Annotated in this window: 14 protein-coding genes; 5 read left to right on the forward strand and 9 right to left on the reverse strand. The window is 67.9% G+C overall.

Features of this window, described 5'->3' with window-relative positions; genetic code table 11:
* Nucleotides 1-29: 29 nt before the first annotated feature.
* Nucleotides 30-824 carry an AraC family transcriptional regulator gene (locus CFB89_RS27270; protein WP_089470657.1) on the reverse strand — a complete coding sequence of 265 codons (795 nt, stop codon included), beginning with the start codon at nt 822-824 and terminating at the stop codon, nt 30-32.
* Nucleotides 825-1,369: 545 nt separating this feature from the next.
* Between CFB89_RS27270 and CFB89_RS27280 the strand changes: the two genes are divergently transcribed.
* The gene (locus CFB89_RS27280) at nt 1,370-2,548 is read left to right on the forward strand and encodes a branched-chain amino acid ABC transporter substrate-binding protein (protein WP_373559879.1); all 1,179 of its coding nucleotides are present in this window, start codon (nt 1,370-1,372) and stop codon (nt 2,546-2,548) included.
* A 320-nt stretch (nt 2,549-2,868) separates the two neighbouring features.
* Nucleotides 2,869-4,188, forward strand: a complete 1,320-nt coding sequence (locus CFB89_RS27285; RefSeq protein ID WP_089470659.1) for an MFS transporter — start codon at nt 2,869-2,871, stop codon at nt 4,186-4,188.
* 108 nt (nt 4,189-4,296) lie between these two features.
* Here the strand turns inward: CFB89_RS27285 and CFB89_RS27290 are convergent, their stop codons facing one another.
* From CFB89_RS27290 to garD, 4 genes are all read right to left on the reverse strand, one after another.
* A complete protein-coding gene (locus tag CFB89_RS27290; protein ID WP_006491342.1) occupies nt 4,297-4,734 on the reverse strand; it encodes a DoxX family protein in 438 nt (145 codons plus the stop codon).
* Between the two features lie 188 nt (nt 4,735-4,922).
* Nucleotides 4,923-5,378, reverse strand: coding sequence for an RbsD/FucU family protein (locus CFB89_RS27295; protein ID WP_089470660.1), 456 nt, complete (start codon nt 5,376-5,378; stop codon nt 4,923-4,925).
* Nucleotides 5,379-5,457: 79 nt separating this feature from the next.
* Complete coding sequence (locus tag CFB89_RS27300; RefSeq protein ID WP_089470661.1) at nt 5,458-5,850, reverse strand: nuclear transport factor 2 family protein; 393 nt, start codon at nt 5,848-5,850, stop codon at nt 5,458-5,460.
* Between the two features lie 209 nt (nt 5,851-6,059).
* Nucleotides 6,060-7,613, reverse strand: coding sequence for a galactarate dehydratase (gene garD, locus CFB89_RS27305; RefSeq protein WP_089470662.1), 1,554 nt, complete (start codon nt 7,611-7,613; stop codon nt 6,060-6,062).
* 229 nt (nt 7,614-7,842) lie between these two features.
* Here garD and kdgD point away from each other — a divergent pair, with 229 nt between their 5' ends.
* Nucleotides 7,843-8,757 carry a 5-dehydro-4-deoxyglucarate dehydratase gene (gene kdgD / locus CFB89_RS27310; RefSeq protein ID WP_089470663.1) on the forward strand — a complete coding sequence of 305 codons (915 nt, stop codon included), beginning with the start codon at nt 7,843-7,845 and terminating at the stop codon, nt 8,755-8,757.
* A gap of 116 nt (nt 8,758-8,873) precedes the next feature.
* Here kdgD and CFB89_RS27315 read toward each other — a convergent pair whose 3' ends face one another.
* Both CFB89_RS27315 and CFB89_RS27320 read right to left on the reverse strand, forming a co-directional pair.
* Nucleotides 8,874-9,428 (reverse strand): hypothetical protein, encoded by a 555-nt coding sequence (locus CFB89_RS27315; RefSeq protein WP_089470664.1) that lies wholly within the window; start codon nt 9,426-9,428, stop codon nt 8,874-8,876.
* A 192-nt stretch (nt 9,429-9,620) separates the two neighbouring features.
* Entirely contained in the window at nt 9,621-11,198 is a 1,578-nt protein-coding gene (locus CFB89_RS27320) for an aldehyde dehydrogenase (NADP(+)) (RefSeq protein ID WP_089470665.1), read from the reverse strand.
* Nucleotides 11,199-11,445: 247 nt separating this feature from the next.
* On the opposite strand from CFB89_RS27320, the gene CFB89_RS27325 reads away from it, so the two are divergent.
* A complete protein-coding gene (locus CFB89_RS27325; RefSeq protein ID WP_089470666.1) occupies nt 11,446-12,837 on the forward strand; it encodes an MFS transporter in 1,392 nt (463 codons plus the stop codon).
* A gap of 66 nt (nt 12,838-12,903) precedes the next feature.
* Here the strand turns inward: CFB89_RS27325 and CFB89_RS27330 are convergent, their stop codons facing one another.
* Both CFB89_RS27330 and CFB89_RS27335 read right to left on the reverse strand, forming a co-directional pair.
* Nucleotides 12,904-13,629 carry a site-2 protease family protein gene (locus tag CFB89_RS27330; protein WP_089470667.1) on the reverse strand — a complete coding sequence of 242 codons (726 nt, stop codon included), beginning with the start codon at nt 13,627-13,629 and terminating at the stop codon, nt 12,904-12,906.
* On the reverse strand, nt 13,626-14,579 hold the full coding sequence (locus CFB89_RS27335) for a DUF2167 domain-containing protein (RefSeq protein WP_089470668.1): 954 nt from the start codon (nt 14,577-14,579) through the stop codon (nt 13,626-13,628). Before CFB89_RS27335 ends, CFB89_RS27330 begins: the two co-directional genes overlap by 4 nt.
* A gap of 193 nt (nt 14,580-14,772) precedes the next feature.
* Here CFB89_RS27335 and CFB89_RS27340 point away from each other — a divergent pair, with 193 nt between their 5' ends.
* Nucleotides 14,773-15,621, forward strand: coding sequence for a helix-turn-helix domain-containing protein (locus tag CFB89_RS27340; RefSeq protein WP_089470669.1), 849 nt, complete (start codon nt 14,773-14,775; stop codon nt 15,619-15,621).
* The last annotated feature ends 24 nt before the right edge of the window (nt 15,622-15,645 follow it).

The following is a 15,645-nucleotide window of genomic DNA, read 5'->3' on the forward strand; positions in this document are numbered from 1 at the left end:
CGACGCGCCGGCCACGCCGGCGCGTCGCGTCACCCTGCCCGCTCCTGCAGCATCAACCGGTATTCCGTCGGCGTCACGCCGACCGTCGCCTTGAACTGGCGCGTGAACGCGCTGTGATCCGTGTAGCCGCATAGCGCGGCGACGTCGGTCACCTTGTCGTGCGTGACGAGCAGCGCGGTGGCCGCGTCGAGCCGCGTCTTCAGCAGCACCTGGCGCGGCGTCAGGTGGAACACCTTGTGGAAGTAGCGCTCGAGCTGCGCGACCGACATCCCGGCCATCTGCGCGAGGTGCTTCAGGTTCAGCGGCTGCACGTAGTGATCCTGGATGTGCTGGACCACGTCGGCGAGCCGGCTGTACGCCGGGTGCGAGCCTTCGTGCGCCTTCAGGTCGCGCGAGATGCCCGCGAGGCCGACCACCCCGCCCGCGGCGTCGCGCAGCGGCTCCTTGCAGGTCAGGCACCAGCCCGGCTGGCGGCCCGGATACAGGTGCAGCTCGAGCTGGTCCATCAACTGCTGGCCGGCGTTGATCGTCGCCATGTCCTGCTCGAAATAGCTGCGGCCGAAGCGGCGCGGAAACACCTCGTCGGCCGTCTTGCCGAGCAGGTCGCGCTTGTCCTTGTAGCCGCAGCGCATCGCCAGCGTCCGATTGACGATCGCGTAGCGGCCACTTGCATCCTTCACGAAGAACGCGACGTCCGGCAGCGCATCGAACACCGGTTCGAGCAGGCGAAAATGCGCGAGCATCGCGCCGAAATCGGCGTTGTCGGGCTGGTAGCGCAACGTGTCGGACAGGCTCATGGGCGGTACGGCAAGCAAGGTCGTCATCCCGGCAACCGCGAAGCGAGTGGCAGATGGCGTCGATTATAGGAGCGCCCCTTCGATCGCGTCGCTTCGAATGCAGGGCGGGCAAGACGGTCGCCGGTGGGCGACGCTCGTTGTGCACGCAACCAACGTACATGGCGCGCGGGCCGGCGAACGTTCCGCCTTCTTCGCAGCCGGCGCAGCGCATCGACACGCCGGCACCCCGCGCCCGAAACCATCATCCTAAAAATGCCGACCACCCGCGTCTTGGCGGGTTTGCGCATTCGTCATGACGATTTCGGCATATATCAGGGTAATCGACGATATGCCGATATCGTCGCCGGCCACGCATCGAACGCGCAAGACGCACGCATTTTCGCTGTCTAGACTTCGCTTCACGGTCACGAGACGACCTCCCGCCGCTGCCGCAATCGGCATGCACGGGCCACCGCCTCCGCTGTCGCGCACGCCGATTCCGGCACAGCGCGTGCGGCGTGCGGCGCGCCTGCATGGCCCGCGCATCGGCCTGCCGACCGAACCGTCTCGCCCGGTTTACCGGCGTCGCCCGCATGCGGGCGGCAGCCCAACCACGCCATCAAGGGGAAGTGAAAGTGAAGCTGAAGGTATCGCACGTCGCGCTGGCCGCCGCCTGCGCACTGTCGGGCGCGCACGCCATCGCCGCCGACGTCGTCAAGATCGGTTTCGCCGCACCGCTGACCGGCCCGCAGTCGAATTACGGCACGGACATGCAGAAGGGCGTGCAACTCGCGATCGCCGACTTCAACGCGACGCATCCGACGATCGGCGGCAAGCCCGTCACGTTCCAGCTCGACGCGCAGGACGACCAGGCCGACCCGCGCACCGGCACGACCGTCGCGCAGCGGCTGATCGACGACAACGTCCGCGGGATCATCGGCCACTTCAACTCGGGCACGAGCATTCCCGCGTCCGACCTGTACGATCGCGCGGGGCTGCCGCAGATCTCGATGGCGACGTCGCCGCAATACACGGCGCGCGGCTACAAGACGACCTACCGGTTGCTGACGAGCGACGCGCAGGCGGGCCGCATCGTCGGCACGTACGCGGTGAAGACGCTGCGCTTCAAGCGCATCGCGATCATCGACGACCGCACGGCCTACGGCCAGGGCATCGCCGACGAATTCGCGAAGGCCGTCGAAGCGGCCGGCGGCACGATCGTCAAGCGCGACTTCACCAACGACAAGGCGCTCGATTTCTCGGCGATCCTGACCAACCTGAAGGGCGTGAATCCGGACGCGGTCTTCTACGGCGGCGGCGACGCGCAATCGTCGCCGATGATCCGCAAGATGCGGCAACTCGGGATGAAGTCGGCGTTCGTGACGGGCGAGATGTCGCGCTCGCCGACGTTCCTGAAGGTCGGCGGCGACGCGGCCGAAGGCGCGATCGTCTACATGGGCGGGCTGCCGAAGGAAAAGATGCCGGGCTTCTCCGGCTACGCGGCACGCTACAAGGCGCGCTTCAACGAAGACGTGATCACGTACTCGCCGTATTCGTACGACGGCACGATCGCGCTGCTCACCGCGATGAAGGACGCGAACTCGACCGATCCGAAGGTATATACGCCGTATCTCGGCAAGGTGTCGATCAAGGGCGTGTCCGCGCCCAGCATCGCGTACGACGCGAAGGGCGACCTGAAGGACGCACCGGTGACGATCTACAAGGTCGAGCGCGGCGCGTTCAAGCCGGTCGACACGATCGCCGGCAACTGACAACCGATTGCCCCCCGCCCCGCGCGGCGCGTGCACGGCTCACCGGCCGCCCGCGCCGCGCGCGCTTCGGCTGCATGGTCCGAAGCCGCTCCCGACACGCGCTCGCGCGCAGGCATTTCGCGCTCCTGTAGAATCCCCCCACCCGCTTTGACGCTTCGTCTCCGCCGTGCCCCATCCCGGTGCGGCGGCGCGTGTTGCGTGCCTCACCCGGCACGCGGCGCGCTTCGACGACGCAAGCCGCGCCTTGTCAGTCCATGCCGAAAAGCGGGCCCTGGAGACGCAGCACCGACAACTACATTCGAAAACCGATCGTCCTGACCATGCAAGCTTCCGAATTGAGCGGCGTGCCTCGCGCCGCCGAACGCGCGCTCACGCGCAGCGACTACAAGACCCTTGGCCTCGCCGCACTCGGCGGCGCCCTCGAGTTCTACGACTTCATCATCTTCGTGTTCTTCGCGCCGGCGATAGGGCAACTCTTCTTCCCGCACGACATTCCCGACTGGCTGCGCCAGTTGCAGACGTTCGGCATCTTCGCGGCCGGCTATCTCGCGCGCCCGCTCGGCGGCGTGATCATGGCGCACTTCGGCGACCTGTTCGGCCGCAAGCGGATGTTCACGCTGAGCGTGCTGATGATGTCGGTGCCGACGCTGCTGATGGGCCTGCTGCCGACCTACGACACGATCGGCATCCTCGCGCCGGTGCTGCTGCTGCTGTTCCGCGTGCTGCAAGGCGCGGCGGTCGGCGGCGAAGTGCCGGGCGCGTGGGTGTTCGTGTCCGAGCACGTGCCGTCGCGCCACATCGGCTACGCCTGCGGCACGCTGACCACGGGCCTCACGGCCGGCATCCTGCTCGGCTCGCTCGTCGCGGCCGGCATCAACAGCCGCTACTCCGCGGCCGAAGTCGGCGCGTTCGCGTGGCGCATCCCGTTCCTGCTCGGCGGCGTGTTCGGGCTGTTCTCCGTGTACCTGCGCCGCTGGCTGCATGAAACGCCGGTGTTCGCCGAGATGAAGGCGAAGAAGGCGCTCGCCGCCGAGATTCCGCTGAAGGCCGTGCTGCGCGACCACGGCCGCGCGGTGATCGTGTCGATGCTGCTCACGTGGATGCTGTCGGCCGCGATCGTCGTCGTGATCCTGATGACGCCCGCGCTGCTGCAGAAACAGTTCCACCTGACGCCCGCCACCACGCTGTTCGCGAACAGCGTCGCGACGCTGTGCCTGACGGCCGGCTGCATCACCGCGGGTTCGCTCGCCGGCTGGATCGGCGCGAAGCGCGTGCTCGCCATCGGCGGCATCGGGCTGGCCGCGTGCTACTACCTGCTGTTCGCGCAGGTCGCGGCCGACGCGTCGACACTGCCGCTCTACTACGGGATCGCGGGCTTCATGGTCGGCACGATCGGCGCGGTGCCGTTCGTGATGGTCAAGAGCTTCCCGGCCGTCGTGCGCTTCTCGGGCATCTCGTTCTCGTACAACGTCGCGTATGCGATCTTCGGCGGGCTCACGCCGGTGATCGTGTCGCTGATGATGAAGTCGAATCCGCTCGCACCGGTCGTGTACGTCGCGACGATCTGCGTGCTCGGCGCGATCGCCGTGCAGTTCTCGAAGGATGCGAAGGACGTGAAGGACGTGAAGGACGCACGCTGAACCGTCGGCGCGCACGCGCCGGCCGGATGAACGAAGGGCCGAATCCCGCGGCGTGCGGGATTCGGCCCTTTTGTCTTGCGTCGGCTTGGCGCCGCGACGCGGATCAGTTCAACGCAGCACGCCGTACGACGAACTCGGCCGGCGCAGCGCGTCGATGCTCGCGCCGCCGGCGCCCGTGACGAACAGCAGCAGGAACCCGCCGGCGATCGCGACGTTCTTCCAGAAGTGAATCACCATGTCGTGCTGGACGGCGGCATTCGTCGCGTCCCAGAAATTGTGTCCGACCATCGCGGTCGCGATCGTGTAGACCGCCATCAGCAACGCGAGCGGCCGGACCTTGTAGCCGACGATCAGCAGCAGGCCGCCCAGCCCCTCGATCGCGACGACGATCGGCGCGACGACCTGTTGATAGGGCACGTTCATCCCGTGCAGATACGCGACGAAATCGCTGTAGCCGAGCAGCTTCATGATGCCGCCCCACAAGAACAACGCCGCCAGCGCCAGGCGTGCGAAAAAAATGACGCCGGAATCGACGGTACGCGTCATGCCTCTCTCCTCGTATGCAATTCGACCGCCCGCGCCGGGCGTGCCCGGGCGGTTCGGCGCCGCGCGGCCCGGGAGGGCGCGCGGCAAATGGGCCAGCATAGAGGGTCTTTCCGCCGTGTCCAAGAGGTTGTAGCAAATCTTTACACTGCGGCGGCCGCGCCGGCGGCCCGGCGCGCTGAAAAACGCGTTTAGCCCGCGTCGCTCAACAGCACGCCTTTCTTGAAGATGAAGCAGCCGTAGCCGCGCGTTTCGCCGGTGACGATCACCGCATACGCCTGCTGCGCGCGCTCGTAGAACGCGAAACGTTCGACGCCGGTGAGCGGCACCGCGCGCCCTTCCGCGCGGTCGATCTCGGCCTGCACTTCGCGCTGCACGGGCGGCACCGCGGCTGCGTCGCCGACGACTTCCATCCGCCACGCGGGCGTGTCGACATACGTGTCGAGCGGCAGCACCGACAGCACCGCGCGCACGACGCGCGCCGAATCGGCGCCGTCGACGCGCAGCGCGCGGCCGACCACCGTGTGCTCGGCAACGGATTCCGCCGGGAAATTCGCGTCGCAGATCGCGATTTCGTCACCGTGGCCCATCGCGCGCAGCGTGTGCAGGATGTCGGCGTGCAGCAGCGGGTCGAGATTCTTCAGCATGTGGGTTGGTCTCCGGGGTGGGTAACGAATCGCATAACGTTACCCGATCCCGGCGGCCGTGGTGCAGGCATCGTTCGCGTTACGACGCGGCGGCCGGCATTTCGTCGATGAAACCCGTGACCGACGCGAGGCGGCCCGACGCGTCGACGATGCCGAAGTCCGAGCCTTTCACGATCGCCGCACCGTCGGGCGACACGAGCGCCCACGAGAACCGCAGATGCTGGCCGAACGCGTCGACGTCGGTCGTGCGGCGAAAGCGGCAGGCAGGGAAGCGTTGCTGCACGGCGGCGATCATCGTGTCGATGCCCGCGTGGCCGTCGCCGGCCATCAGCGGATCGCGATAGGCCGCGTCGCTCGCGTAGGTCGCGTCGATCAGTTCGCGGCGGCGCGCGGCGTCGGGTTCGTTCCACGCGTCGAAGTAGCGGTCGATCAGGTCGGCGTGGACGGACGAAGCGGATTGAGCGGTGTTCATGGCGAGGCTCCTTGTATCGATGAAGGACGATGTCGCGGACGTTTCGGGTCCGCGTGCCGCTATCGTCGCAGGGCGCGTGACGGTGGTCGATTACGTACGAGGTAAGGAAATCGCACCGACCACGCGCGGCACGCCTGCGCCGCCGAATCGGGAATGCGTCGCCGCAATGAAAACGGGCGCCCGGAGGCGCCCGCATCGTGCGTCAGGCGTCAGGTCACCGGCGCCGGATTGAACAGCGTCAGCGCATTCGCGAGCTTCCATTGCTCGGCCCACGTGCGGCGCTTGCCGCTCGCGACGTCGAGCATCAGCCGGAACAGTGCCCAGCCCGTGTCCTCGATCGTCGCCGCGCCGGTCGCGATCTGCCCCGCGTCGAGATCCATCAGGTCGTGCCAGCGGCGCGCGAGATCGCTGCGCGTCGCGACCTTGATCACCGGCACCTGCGCGAGCCCGTACGGCGTGCCGCGACCGGTCGTGAAGATGTGCAGGTTCATCCCGGCCGCGAGCTGCAGCGTGCCGCAGATGAAGTCGCTCGCGGGCGTCGCCGCGTACAGCAGCCCCTTCTGCTTCGCCCGATCGCCGGGGCGCACGACGCCGGCGATCGGCGCGCTGCCCGACTTCACGATCGAGCCCATCGCCTTCTCGACGATGTTCGACAGGCCGCCCTTCTTGTTGCCGGGCGTCGTGTTCGCGCTGCGGTCGACGCGGCCGCGCTCCAGATAGCGGTCGTACCAGTCCATCTCGCGGATGATCTCGCGCGCCACGTCTTCGTTCGCCGCACGCGACGTGAGCTGCGCGACGCCGTCGCGCACTTCCGTCACCTCGGAGAACATGATCGTCGCGCCCGCGCGCACGAGCAGGTCGGCCGCGAAACCGACGGCCGGGTTCGCGGTGAGCCCCGAGAACGCGTCGCTGCCGCCGCACTGCACGCCGACGACGAGATCCGACGCGGGGCACGTCTCGCGGCGGCGGCGGTTCAGCCGCTCGAGATGCGATTCGGCCATCTTCATGATCGAGTCGATCATCGAGTTGAAGCCGACGTGCGCGGCGTCCTGCAGGCACACGACGCCGCCGTTGCCGGTCGCGCCGTCGGCCGCCACCGGAATCGCGCCCGGCGGCAACAGGCGCTCGGGCTGCAGCTTCTCGCAGCCGAGGCTCACGGTCATCACCTCGCCGCCGAAATTCGGATTCAGGCTGATGTTGCGCAGCGTGCGGATCGGGATGTCGGCGTCGGGCGCATCGATCGCGACGCCACAGCCGTACGTATGTTCGAGCCCGACCACGTCGTCGACGTTCGGATAGCGCGGCAGCAGTTCGTCCTTGATCCGCTTCACCGCGTGCTCGACGACGCCCGACACGCACTGCACGGTCGTCGTGATCGCGAGGATGTTGCGCGTGCCGACCGAGCCGTCCGCATTGCGGAAGCCCTCGAACGTATAGCCTTCGAGCGGCTCGAGCGGCGGCGCGGCGCGCGTGGCGAGCGGCAGGTCGTCGAGCCCAGGCGGCTCGGGCATGCGCATCGTGCGCTCGTTGACCCAGCTGCCGCGCCGCAGGTCGGTCAGCGCATAGCCGATCACCACGTTGTAGCGAATGACTGGGTCGCCGGCCGCGAGGTCGACGAGCGCGACCTTGTGCCCTTGCGGCACGCCTTCGCCCAGCGTCAGCCCGTCGGCGAACGTCGCGCCTGCGGGCAAACCGCCGTCGTTGACGACGATCGCGACGTTGTCGTCCGGATGCACGCGGATGTAGAGAGGGGAAGCAGTCATCGGAATTCCTGGAGCCTATCTGCAATATCGTTAGTCATCATACGACATTCAACCTCAATTGATGATGCTGCGTAAACCCTTATCCGGAAAGACCCTACCCTTGACCCGCCAGCAAACCGCTTGCGCCGCTCTTTCTTGCGTTGTACGATGACATACAACGACATCGCCAATTCGGCTCGTATGCCGTTCCCGACGAACCAGCACTCGCGCTAGACGGACGACACTCACCATGACTTCACCGCAAGAACTCAAACAGATCATCTCCCACGGCCTGCTGTCGTTTCCGCTGACGGATTTCGACGCCGACGGCAGCTTCCGTCCGACCACCTATGCCGAGCGCCTCGAATGGCTGGCACCGTATGGCGCGAGCGCATTGTTCGCGGCCGGCGGCACCGGCGAATTCTTCTCGCTCACGCAGCGCGAGTATTCGGACGTGATCCGCGTCGCGACGGAAACCTGCAAGGGCAAGGTGCCGATCCTCGCCGGCGCGGGCGGCGCGACGCGCGTCGCGATCGAATACGCGCAGGAAGCCGAACGCCTCGGCGCGAGCGGCGTGCTGCTGATGCCGCACTACCTGACCGAAGCGAGCCAGGAAGGGATCGCCGATCACGTCGAGCAGGTGTGCCGCGCGCTGAAGATCGGCGTCGTGGTGTACAACCGCGCGAATTCGAAGCTGAATGCGGACATGCTGGAACGCCTCGCCGACCGTTGCCCGAACCTGATCGGCTTCAAGGACGGTGTCGGCGAAATCGAAAGCATGGTCACGATCCGCCGCCGCCTCGGCGATCGTTTCGCGTACCTCGGCGGCCTGCCGACGGCCGAAGTCTATGCGGCCGCGTACAAGGCGCTCGGCGTGCCGGTGTACTCGTCGGCCGTGTTCAACTTCATCCCGAAGACGGCGATGGCGTTCTACGAAGCGATCGCGAAGGACGACCACGCGACGGTCGGCCGCCTGATCGACGAGTTCTTCCTGCCGTACCTGAAGATCCGCAATCGCCGCGCCGGCTACGCGGTCAGCATCGTGAAGGCGGGCGCGAAGCTCGTCGGCCACGACGCGGGCCCGGTGCGCGCGCCGCTCGTCGACCTGACCGACGAAGAAGCCGCCGAACTCGACGTGCTGATCAAGAAGATGGGCCCGCAGTAAGCCGGGGGCGCAGGCGGCGCGGCGCCTTCATCGGCACGGCGCGCCGGCGCCCGCAGTCCTCCGTAGCCGTATCACGCGATGGCCGCGCGGCTCGACGAGCCGGCGCGGCCATTGCATTACATCTGCGCGATCGCGCCGATGATCCGCTGGCGCACGGTCGCGAGCGTGCGCTGCGTCTCGTCGATCCCCTTGCGCGCCGCGAGCGGCCGGCCGCGCGCGGGCGACTCGGCGCCCACGATCTGTTCCAGCACGTCGCGGTCGACCACCGCATCGAAGAAGCGCCCGACCGTGAACATCGCGTACTGCTTCGCGGTCGCGAGATGCGTGTTGGCCTGCGTGAGCGCGTCGGCGCGCTCTGCGCCGTTCGGCTCGTCGATGCTGCGGCGATGCTTGAGCGCGAACACCACCGCCTCCATGTCGTACTTGAAACGCTCGACGGCCCTGCCGAAGATCAACGAATGCGGATCGGAGCCCGCGACGGGCCGCCCCTGGTTGATCGTCACGTCGAATTCGCTGCCGCCCAGCTCACGCTGCAGCGCGAACAGCGCGTCGGCCAGCACGCGCCCTTCGCTGGTTTCGCCGATCTGGGTACGGACCGATTTCGCGACGTCGCCGATCGTTTTCCACAACCCGGCCGCGAACAGGTGGTCGCCACGCTTGCTGATATTCATCGGATGGTTCCTTGTTGGTCTTGTGATCTCTCAGGCTCGCCTGCGGGCCGGACGGCCCGAGGCTTCGCTACTGTAGGAGAAACGCGGGCAACAGGAAAGACACCCTGAAAAAAAGCGGAGACGGCCATCGGCCGCCTCCGCTTTCATCCATCCGGCAAGCAGCCCGGCGTTCGCCGCCGGGCCACCGCCACGTCACTCCGCCTTCCCGTCCCGCAACCGCGGAATCGCGAGCGGATTGCCTTCCCGCAGCCCTTCGGGCAGCAGATCGTCCGGGAAGTCCTGGTAGCACACCGGCCGCAGGAAGCGCTCGATCGCGGTCGCGCCGACCGACGTGACGGCCGGGTTCGACGTCGCGGGGAACGGGCCGCCGTGCACCATCGCATCGCACACCTCGACGCCGGTCGGATAGCCGTTGACCAGCAGGCGCCCGGCCTTGCGCTCGAGGATCGGCAGCAGCCGGCGCGCGAGCGGCTTGTCGTCGGCGTCGATTTGCAGCGTGGCCGTCAACTGGCCTTCGAGCGCGTCGAGCACGCACGCGACTTCGTCGAGATCGCGGCAGCGCACGATCAGCGACGCCGGCCCGAACACCTCGTGGCTGAACGCCGGCTCGCCCAGGAATGCCTGCGCACCGACTTCATACAGCGCGCCGCCTGCCTGGCAGTCGGTCTGCGCGGCCTCGCCCACGCCGATTTCGCGCACGCCCGGCAGTTCGGCCAGCTTGCCGCGGCCATTGCGGTATGCGTCGGCGATGCCGCGCGTGAGCATCACGCCGGCCGCCTTCTTCGCGAGCGCCTGCGCGGCGACCGTCTCGAAACGGTCGAGATCGGGGCCGTCGATCGCGAGCACGAGGCCCGGATTGGTACAGAACTGGCCGACGCCGAGCGTCAGCGAATCGACGAAGCCCGTCGCGATCGCGTCGCCGCGCGCGGCGAGTGCGGCCGGGAACAGCACGACCGGATTGATGCTGCTCATTTCCGCATAGACGGGAATCGGCTGCGGGCGCGCGTTCGCGATCTGCACGAGCGCCATCCCGCCCTGCCGCGACCCGGTGAAACCGACGGCCTGGATCGCCGGATGGCCGACCAGCGCCGCGCCGATCACGCGGCCGGGGCCGACCAGCAGCGAGAACACGCCGGCCGGCATGCCGGTTTTCTCGACCGCGGCGCGAATCGCGCGGCCGACCAGCTCGGACGTGCCGAGGTGCGCCTCGTGCGCCTTCACGATCACCGGGCAGCCGGCCGCGAGCGCCGACGCGGTATCGCCGCCGGCCACCGAGAACGCGAGCGGGAAATTGCTCGCGCCGAACACGGCGACGGGCCCGAGCGCGATTTTCTGCAGCCGCAGGTCGGAGCGCGGCAGCGGCGTGCGTGCCGGCTGCGCGGGATCGATCGACGCGGCGAGGAAGCGCCCGTCGCGCACGACGCGCGCGAACAACCGCAACTGGCCGACGGTGCGGCCGCGCTCGCCCTGCAGCCGCGCGACGGGCAAGCCCGTTTCGGCATGCGCGCGCTCGATCAGCGCATCGCCGAGCGCGACGATTTCATCGGCGATCGCTTCGAGAAACGCCGCACGGGCCGCGAGCGGCTGCGTGCGGTATGCATCGAACGCATCGCGTGCGAGTTCGCACGCGCGGTCGACGTCGGCCTGCGTCGCGACGCCGAACGCCGGGGCCTCGATCGGCGCGCCCTTCGTCGGGTCGAACGCGTGCAAGGTGCCTGCCGAGCCGGCCACCGCTTCGGCGCCGATCAGCATCTCTCCTGTCAGTTGCATGGGTGTGCTCCGTGGTTCGGGAATGAATAGTTCATTGTAACGCAACAGATACGATGTCTGCCGACGGCATTGCGTCATGCTCGCCGCCTGTGAGGGCGCGGACGATACACCGCAGCGCGTTGTCAGGCCAGCAAATGACGACATTCCCATATTGTGGCGAGGATCTTCAAAGGGAAAACCCGAGGTTTCTGAATTCCGGCATTGTCCATAAACTTTCGGCCATATCATACGACGACGTATGTTTAAAATGCACAATCAGCCCTCCCCTCGCGATCTTCCGCTCGACCTCGCGCGCACCGCGCGCCGAACCGCCGTGCGCTACTGGATCCTCGCGATGCTGTTCGTCGTCACGACGCTCAACTATGCGGACCGCGCGACGCTGTCGATCACCGGCACGCCGATCCGCAAGGCGTTCGGCATCGACCCGGTGACGATGGGCTATGTCTTCTCGGCGTTCAGCTGGGCCTACGTGCTCGCGCAACTGCCGAGCGGCTGGCTGCTCGACCGCTTCGGCGCGCGGCGCGTGTATGCGGCAAGCATCTTCCTGTGGTCGGCGTTCACGCTGCTGCAGAGCACGATCGGCCTCGGCGGCAGCGCCGCGTTCGCGGTCGCCGCGCTGTTCGCGATGCGCTTCGCGGTCGGCATCGCGGAGGCGCCGGCGTTCCCGGCGAACGCGAAGGTCGTCGCGAGCTGGTTCCCGACCGCCGAGCGCGGCACCGCGTCGGCGATCTTCAACGCCGCGCAGTACTTCGCGGCCGTGGTGTTCTCGCCGCTGATGGCCTGGCTCACGCATGCGTACGGCTGGCACCAGGTGTACCTGTGGCTCGGCCTGGCCGGCATCGCGCTCGCGTTCCTGTGGCTGCGCGTCGTGAAGGACCCGGCCGACCATCCGGCCGTCAATCGCGCGGAACTCGACCATATCGAGCAGGGCGGCGGGCTCGTGCGGTCGAGCGGCCGGCCCACCGGGGCGCGCGGCAGCGGCGGCGCCTCCGAAAGCAGCCGCGTGGCTGGCTGGTACTACGTGCGCCAGCTGCTGTCGAACCGGATGCTGATCGGCGTGTATCTCGGCCAGTACTGCGTGAACGTGCTCACGTACTTCTTCCTCACGTGGTTCCCGATCTACCTCGTCCAGGCGCGCGGGATGTCGCTGCTGAAGGCCGGCTTCATGACGTCGCTGCCGGCGATCTGCGGTTTCCTCGGCGGCGTGCTCGGCGGGATGCTGTCGGACGCGCTGATCCGACGCGGCGTATCGCTGACGCTCGCGCGCAAGATTCCGATCGTCGGCGGGATGCTGCTGTCGATGACGATCATCGGCTGCAACTACGTCGACAGCGAAGCGCTGGTCATCATGCTGATGGCCGTGTCGTTCTTCGGCAAGGGGATCGGCTCGCTCGGCTGGGCCGTCGTCGCGGATACCGCGCCGAAGGAAGCGATCGGCCTGTCGGGCAGCCTGTTCAACATGTTCGGCAACACGGCGGGCATCGTCGCGCCGATCGCGATCGGCTACCTCGTCGGCGCAAGCGGCTCGTTCAACGGCGCACTGGTGTTCGTCGGGCTGAACGCGCTCGTCACCGTGTTCAGCTATCTCGTGATCGTGAAGGACATCAAGCGCGTCGAACTGCGACATCGCGCCGCGTGAGGTTCGACCTTTGAAAAACGGCGGCCGCTTTTTACGCGGCCGCCGTTTTTTTGCATCGGATCGACGTCAGACCGACGCGTGCACGACGCGCAGCATGTCGTGCACGCCGGACGTCATCAGCGCAAGGAACGCGAGCAGGCCGACGTAACAGAGCGCGTAGGTCGTCTTCGTCTCGATCGACGTCGCGTAGTACACGCGGTTCTCCGGCGCGTCGGGATCGTAGCGCCACGCGCGCTTCAGTTGCGGCAGCGCGAGGATCGCCATCACGATCAGCAGCGGGCTCGGCCGATACACGAACAGCGCGATCAGCACCGGCACGCCCGCGAACCAGATGCGCGGCGACAGCACCGCGGTGATCCGTCCGCCGTCGAACGGCGACAGCGGAATCATGTTGAACAGGTTAAGGAAAAAGCCCGTGTACGACAGCGCGAGCAGCAAGTTGCTGTCGGTGTGCCGCGCGGCCGCGTAGCAGGCCAGCGCGCCGAGCGTGCCGACGAACGGCCCCGCGAGCCCGACGTACGCTTCCGTTTCCGCGTCGTGCGGCATCTCCTTCAACTGGATCCACGCGCCGACGAACGGGATGAAGGTCGGCAGCCCGACGTCGAGCCCGCGCCGCTGCGCGGCGACGTAGTGGCCGGCTTCGTGCACCAGCAGCAACGCAACGAAGCCGGCCGCGAAGCGCCAGCCGTAAAACAGCGCATAGACCGCGATCGACGCGAGCATCGTGCCGGCCGATACAAGCACCTTGCCGAGCTTGAGGCCGCCGAAGATCAGCAGCAGCAGCTTCGTCATTCCTTGCGCTCCGTGGCGACCCCGTCGGATGCGTCGGCGACGGCCGGCACCGCGGCCGCCTTCGGCTTGCGCCCGAAGAAGCGCTTGAGCGCCGCGCCGCCGGCCAGCAGCGCGAGCGCGCCGACCTTGAAGAACTTCACCGCGAACGCGCCGATCAGCGCGAGCAGCCCGAGCTTTTTCGCGCCGACGCCGACGATCAGCGCCGCGAGCCCGTACTCGGCGACGTGGTCGGTCGACTGGTTGAAGTCGGCATAGCGCTTGCCGTCGTTGAAGCGGATGTTCGACAGCAGTTCGTCGGCCGAGGCCTTGTACTTCGGCAGATCGGCGAGCGTCGACGCCATCGTCAGCGACAGGTAGCCGTCGCGGCCGAGCACGAGCGTCCGGTAGTTCACGCCGTCGTTCGCGGCATTCGGCGCCGCGCCCTTGTCGCGGATGATCGCCGACCACACGAGCCGGTGCGTGGCAGCGTCGTAGGCGGGCGCCTTCGCCCAGCCGACCACCTCGGTTTCGGGCAGGCCGCGCTCCTTGCGCGCCGGATTGCTTTCCTCGGTGCCGGCCTGCAGGCTTTTCAGCAGTTCGTCAGGCTTCCAGTCCTTCGCGTCGTCGTCGCGAATGTAGCCGCTCGGCTCGAACGACACGACCGAGAGCCAGTCGGCGTCCGGATCGTCGGGCAGCACGAGGCCGACCAGCTTCGATTCGTCGACCGAATTGCCCATCGAGCGCAGGTAGCGGCCGGCTTCGGCGGCCGGCACGAACGATTCGCCGGCCTTCAACTTCAGCACGGCTTCGTGTTTGACGTCGATGTCGGTCGGCCCCTTCACGACCGCTTCGTTGGCGGCCGCGGCGGCGGCCCTCATTTCGACCTGTGCAGCTTCGGTCTGCGCGTGGCCGCGGGTCGCGGCGAGTGCGAGCGTCGCCACGCAGGCGAGCCGGACGGCAAGTTTTTTCATTGTTGGATTCACCTGGAAGCCTTGTTGTCGATGTACGCGGTGGCCGGCCAGGCGTTGTGGTCGCGGGTCCGGCGCCGCCTCTCAGGTGGCACGGGGGCTATGGTAACGCAGCGGCTGCACGCGACCGGCGCGGCGCGATGCTTACCTCGCAGGTAATGCCGAAGCGGCGCGGGATTGCCTATCATCTCCTTCCATGAACTCGACCGCCGCCTTCCATTCGCCTTCCCCGTCCGCCGGCCGCGCATCCGGCATCGGCCCGCTGCTGCGCACGTGGCGACAACGCCGGCGCCTGAGCCAGATGGCGCTCGCGCTCGAGGCGGACGTGTCCGCCCGCCACCTGAGCTTCGTCGAATCGGGCCGCGCGCAGCCGAGCCGCGAGATGGTGCTGCATCTCGCCGAAAGCCTCGACGTGCCGCTGCGCGAACGCAATGCGCTGCTCGTCGCGGCCGGCTTCGCGCCGCTGTTTCGCGAACGGCCGTTTTCGGACCCGCAACTGGATGCCGCACGTCATGCGGTCGAAGCCGTGCTGCGCGGGCACGAGCCTTATCCGGCGCTCGCGGTGGACCGCCACTGGACGCTGCTCGCGGCGAACCGGATGCTCGGCGCGCTGGTCGCACAGGCGGACCCCGCGCTGCTGCAACCGCCCGTCAACGTGCTGCGGCTGAGCCTGCATCCGGACGGTCTCGCGTCCCAGATCGTCAACTGGCACGAATGGCGCGCGCATATCCTGCATCGGCTGCAACGGCAGATCGATGCGAGCGGCGACCGCACGCTGCATGCGCTGCGCGACGAGCTCGCCGCGTATCCGGCGCCGGCCGGGCAGCCCGACGATTCGCACGCGCGCACCGATTTCGCGGATATCGCCGTGCCGCTGCGGCTGCGCACGACGCGCGGCGAGCTGACGTTCTTCAGTACGACGACGGTGTTCGGCACGCCGGTCGACGTGACGCTGGCGGAACTCGCGATCGAGGCGTTTTTCCCGGCGAACCCGGAAACGGTGGAGGCGATGCGAGCGCTGGCGGAGGCGTTGCCGGCGGCGTAACGCCGGCAGGCGTGCCGGCACCGT

It is taken from the genome of Burkholderia sp. AU16741, from assembly GCF_002223345.1.
GTDB lineage: Bacteria > Pseudomonadota > Gammaproteobacteria > Burkholderiales > Burkholderiaceae > Burkholderia > Burkholderia sola.

Coding starts and splice junctions, on each gene's coding strand:
- CFB89_RS27270 (WP_089470657.1), bottom strand. CDS start 824: ATGACGACCTTGCTTGCCGTACCGCCCATGAGCCTGTCCGACACGTTG.
- CFB89_RS27280 (WP_373559879.1), top strand. CDS start 1,370: ATGCGGGCGGCAGCCCAACCACGCCATCAAGGGGAAGTGAAAGTGAAG.
- CFB89_RS27285 (WP_089470659.1), top strand. CDS start 2,869: ATGCAAGCTTCCGAATTGAGCGGCGTGCCTCGCGCCGCCGAACGCGCG.
- CFB89_RS27290 (WP_006491342.1), bottom strand. CDS start 4,734: ATGACGCGTACCGTCGATTCCGGCGTCATTTTTTTCGCACGCCTGGCG.
- CFB89_RS27295 (WP_089470660.1), bottom strand. CDS start 5,378: ATGCTGAAGAATCTCGACCCGCTGCTGCACGCCGACATCCTGCACACG.
- CFB89_RS27300 (WP_089470661.1), bottom strand. CDS start 5,850: ATGAACACCGCTCAATCCGCTTCGTCCGTCCACGCCGACCTGATCGAC.
- garD (WP_089470662.1), bottom strand. CDS start 7,613: ATGACTGCTTCCCCTCTCTACATCCGCGTGCATCCGGACGACAACGTC.
- kdgD (WP_089470663.1), top strand. CDS start 7,843: ATGACTTCACCGCAAGAACTCAAACAGATCATCTCCCACGGCCTGCTG.
- CFB89_RS27315 (WP_089470664.1), bottom strand. CDS start 9,428: ATGAATATCAGCAAGCGTGGCGACCACCTGTTCGCGGCCGGGTTGTGG.
- CFB89_RS27320 (WP_089470665.1), bottom strand. CDS start 11,198: ATGCAACTGACAGGAGAGATGCTGATCGGCGCCGAAGCGGTGGCCGGC.
- CFB89_RS27325 (WP_089470666.1), top strand. CDS start 11,446: ATGCACAATCAGCCCTCCCCTCGCGATCTTCCGCTCGACCTCGCGCGC.
- CFB89_RS27330 (WP_089470667.1), bottom strand. CDS start 13,629: ATGACGAAGCTGCTGCTGCTGATCTTCGGCGGCCTCAAGCTCGGCAAG.
- CFB89_RS27335 (WP_089470668.1), bottom strand. CDS start 14,579: ATGAAAAAACTTGCCGTCCGGCTCGCCTGCGTGGCGACGCTCGCACTC.
- CFB89_RS27340 (WP_089470669.1), top strand. CDS start 14,773: ATGAACTCGACCGCCGCCTTCCATTCGCCTTCCCCGTCCGCCGGCCGC.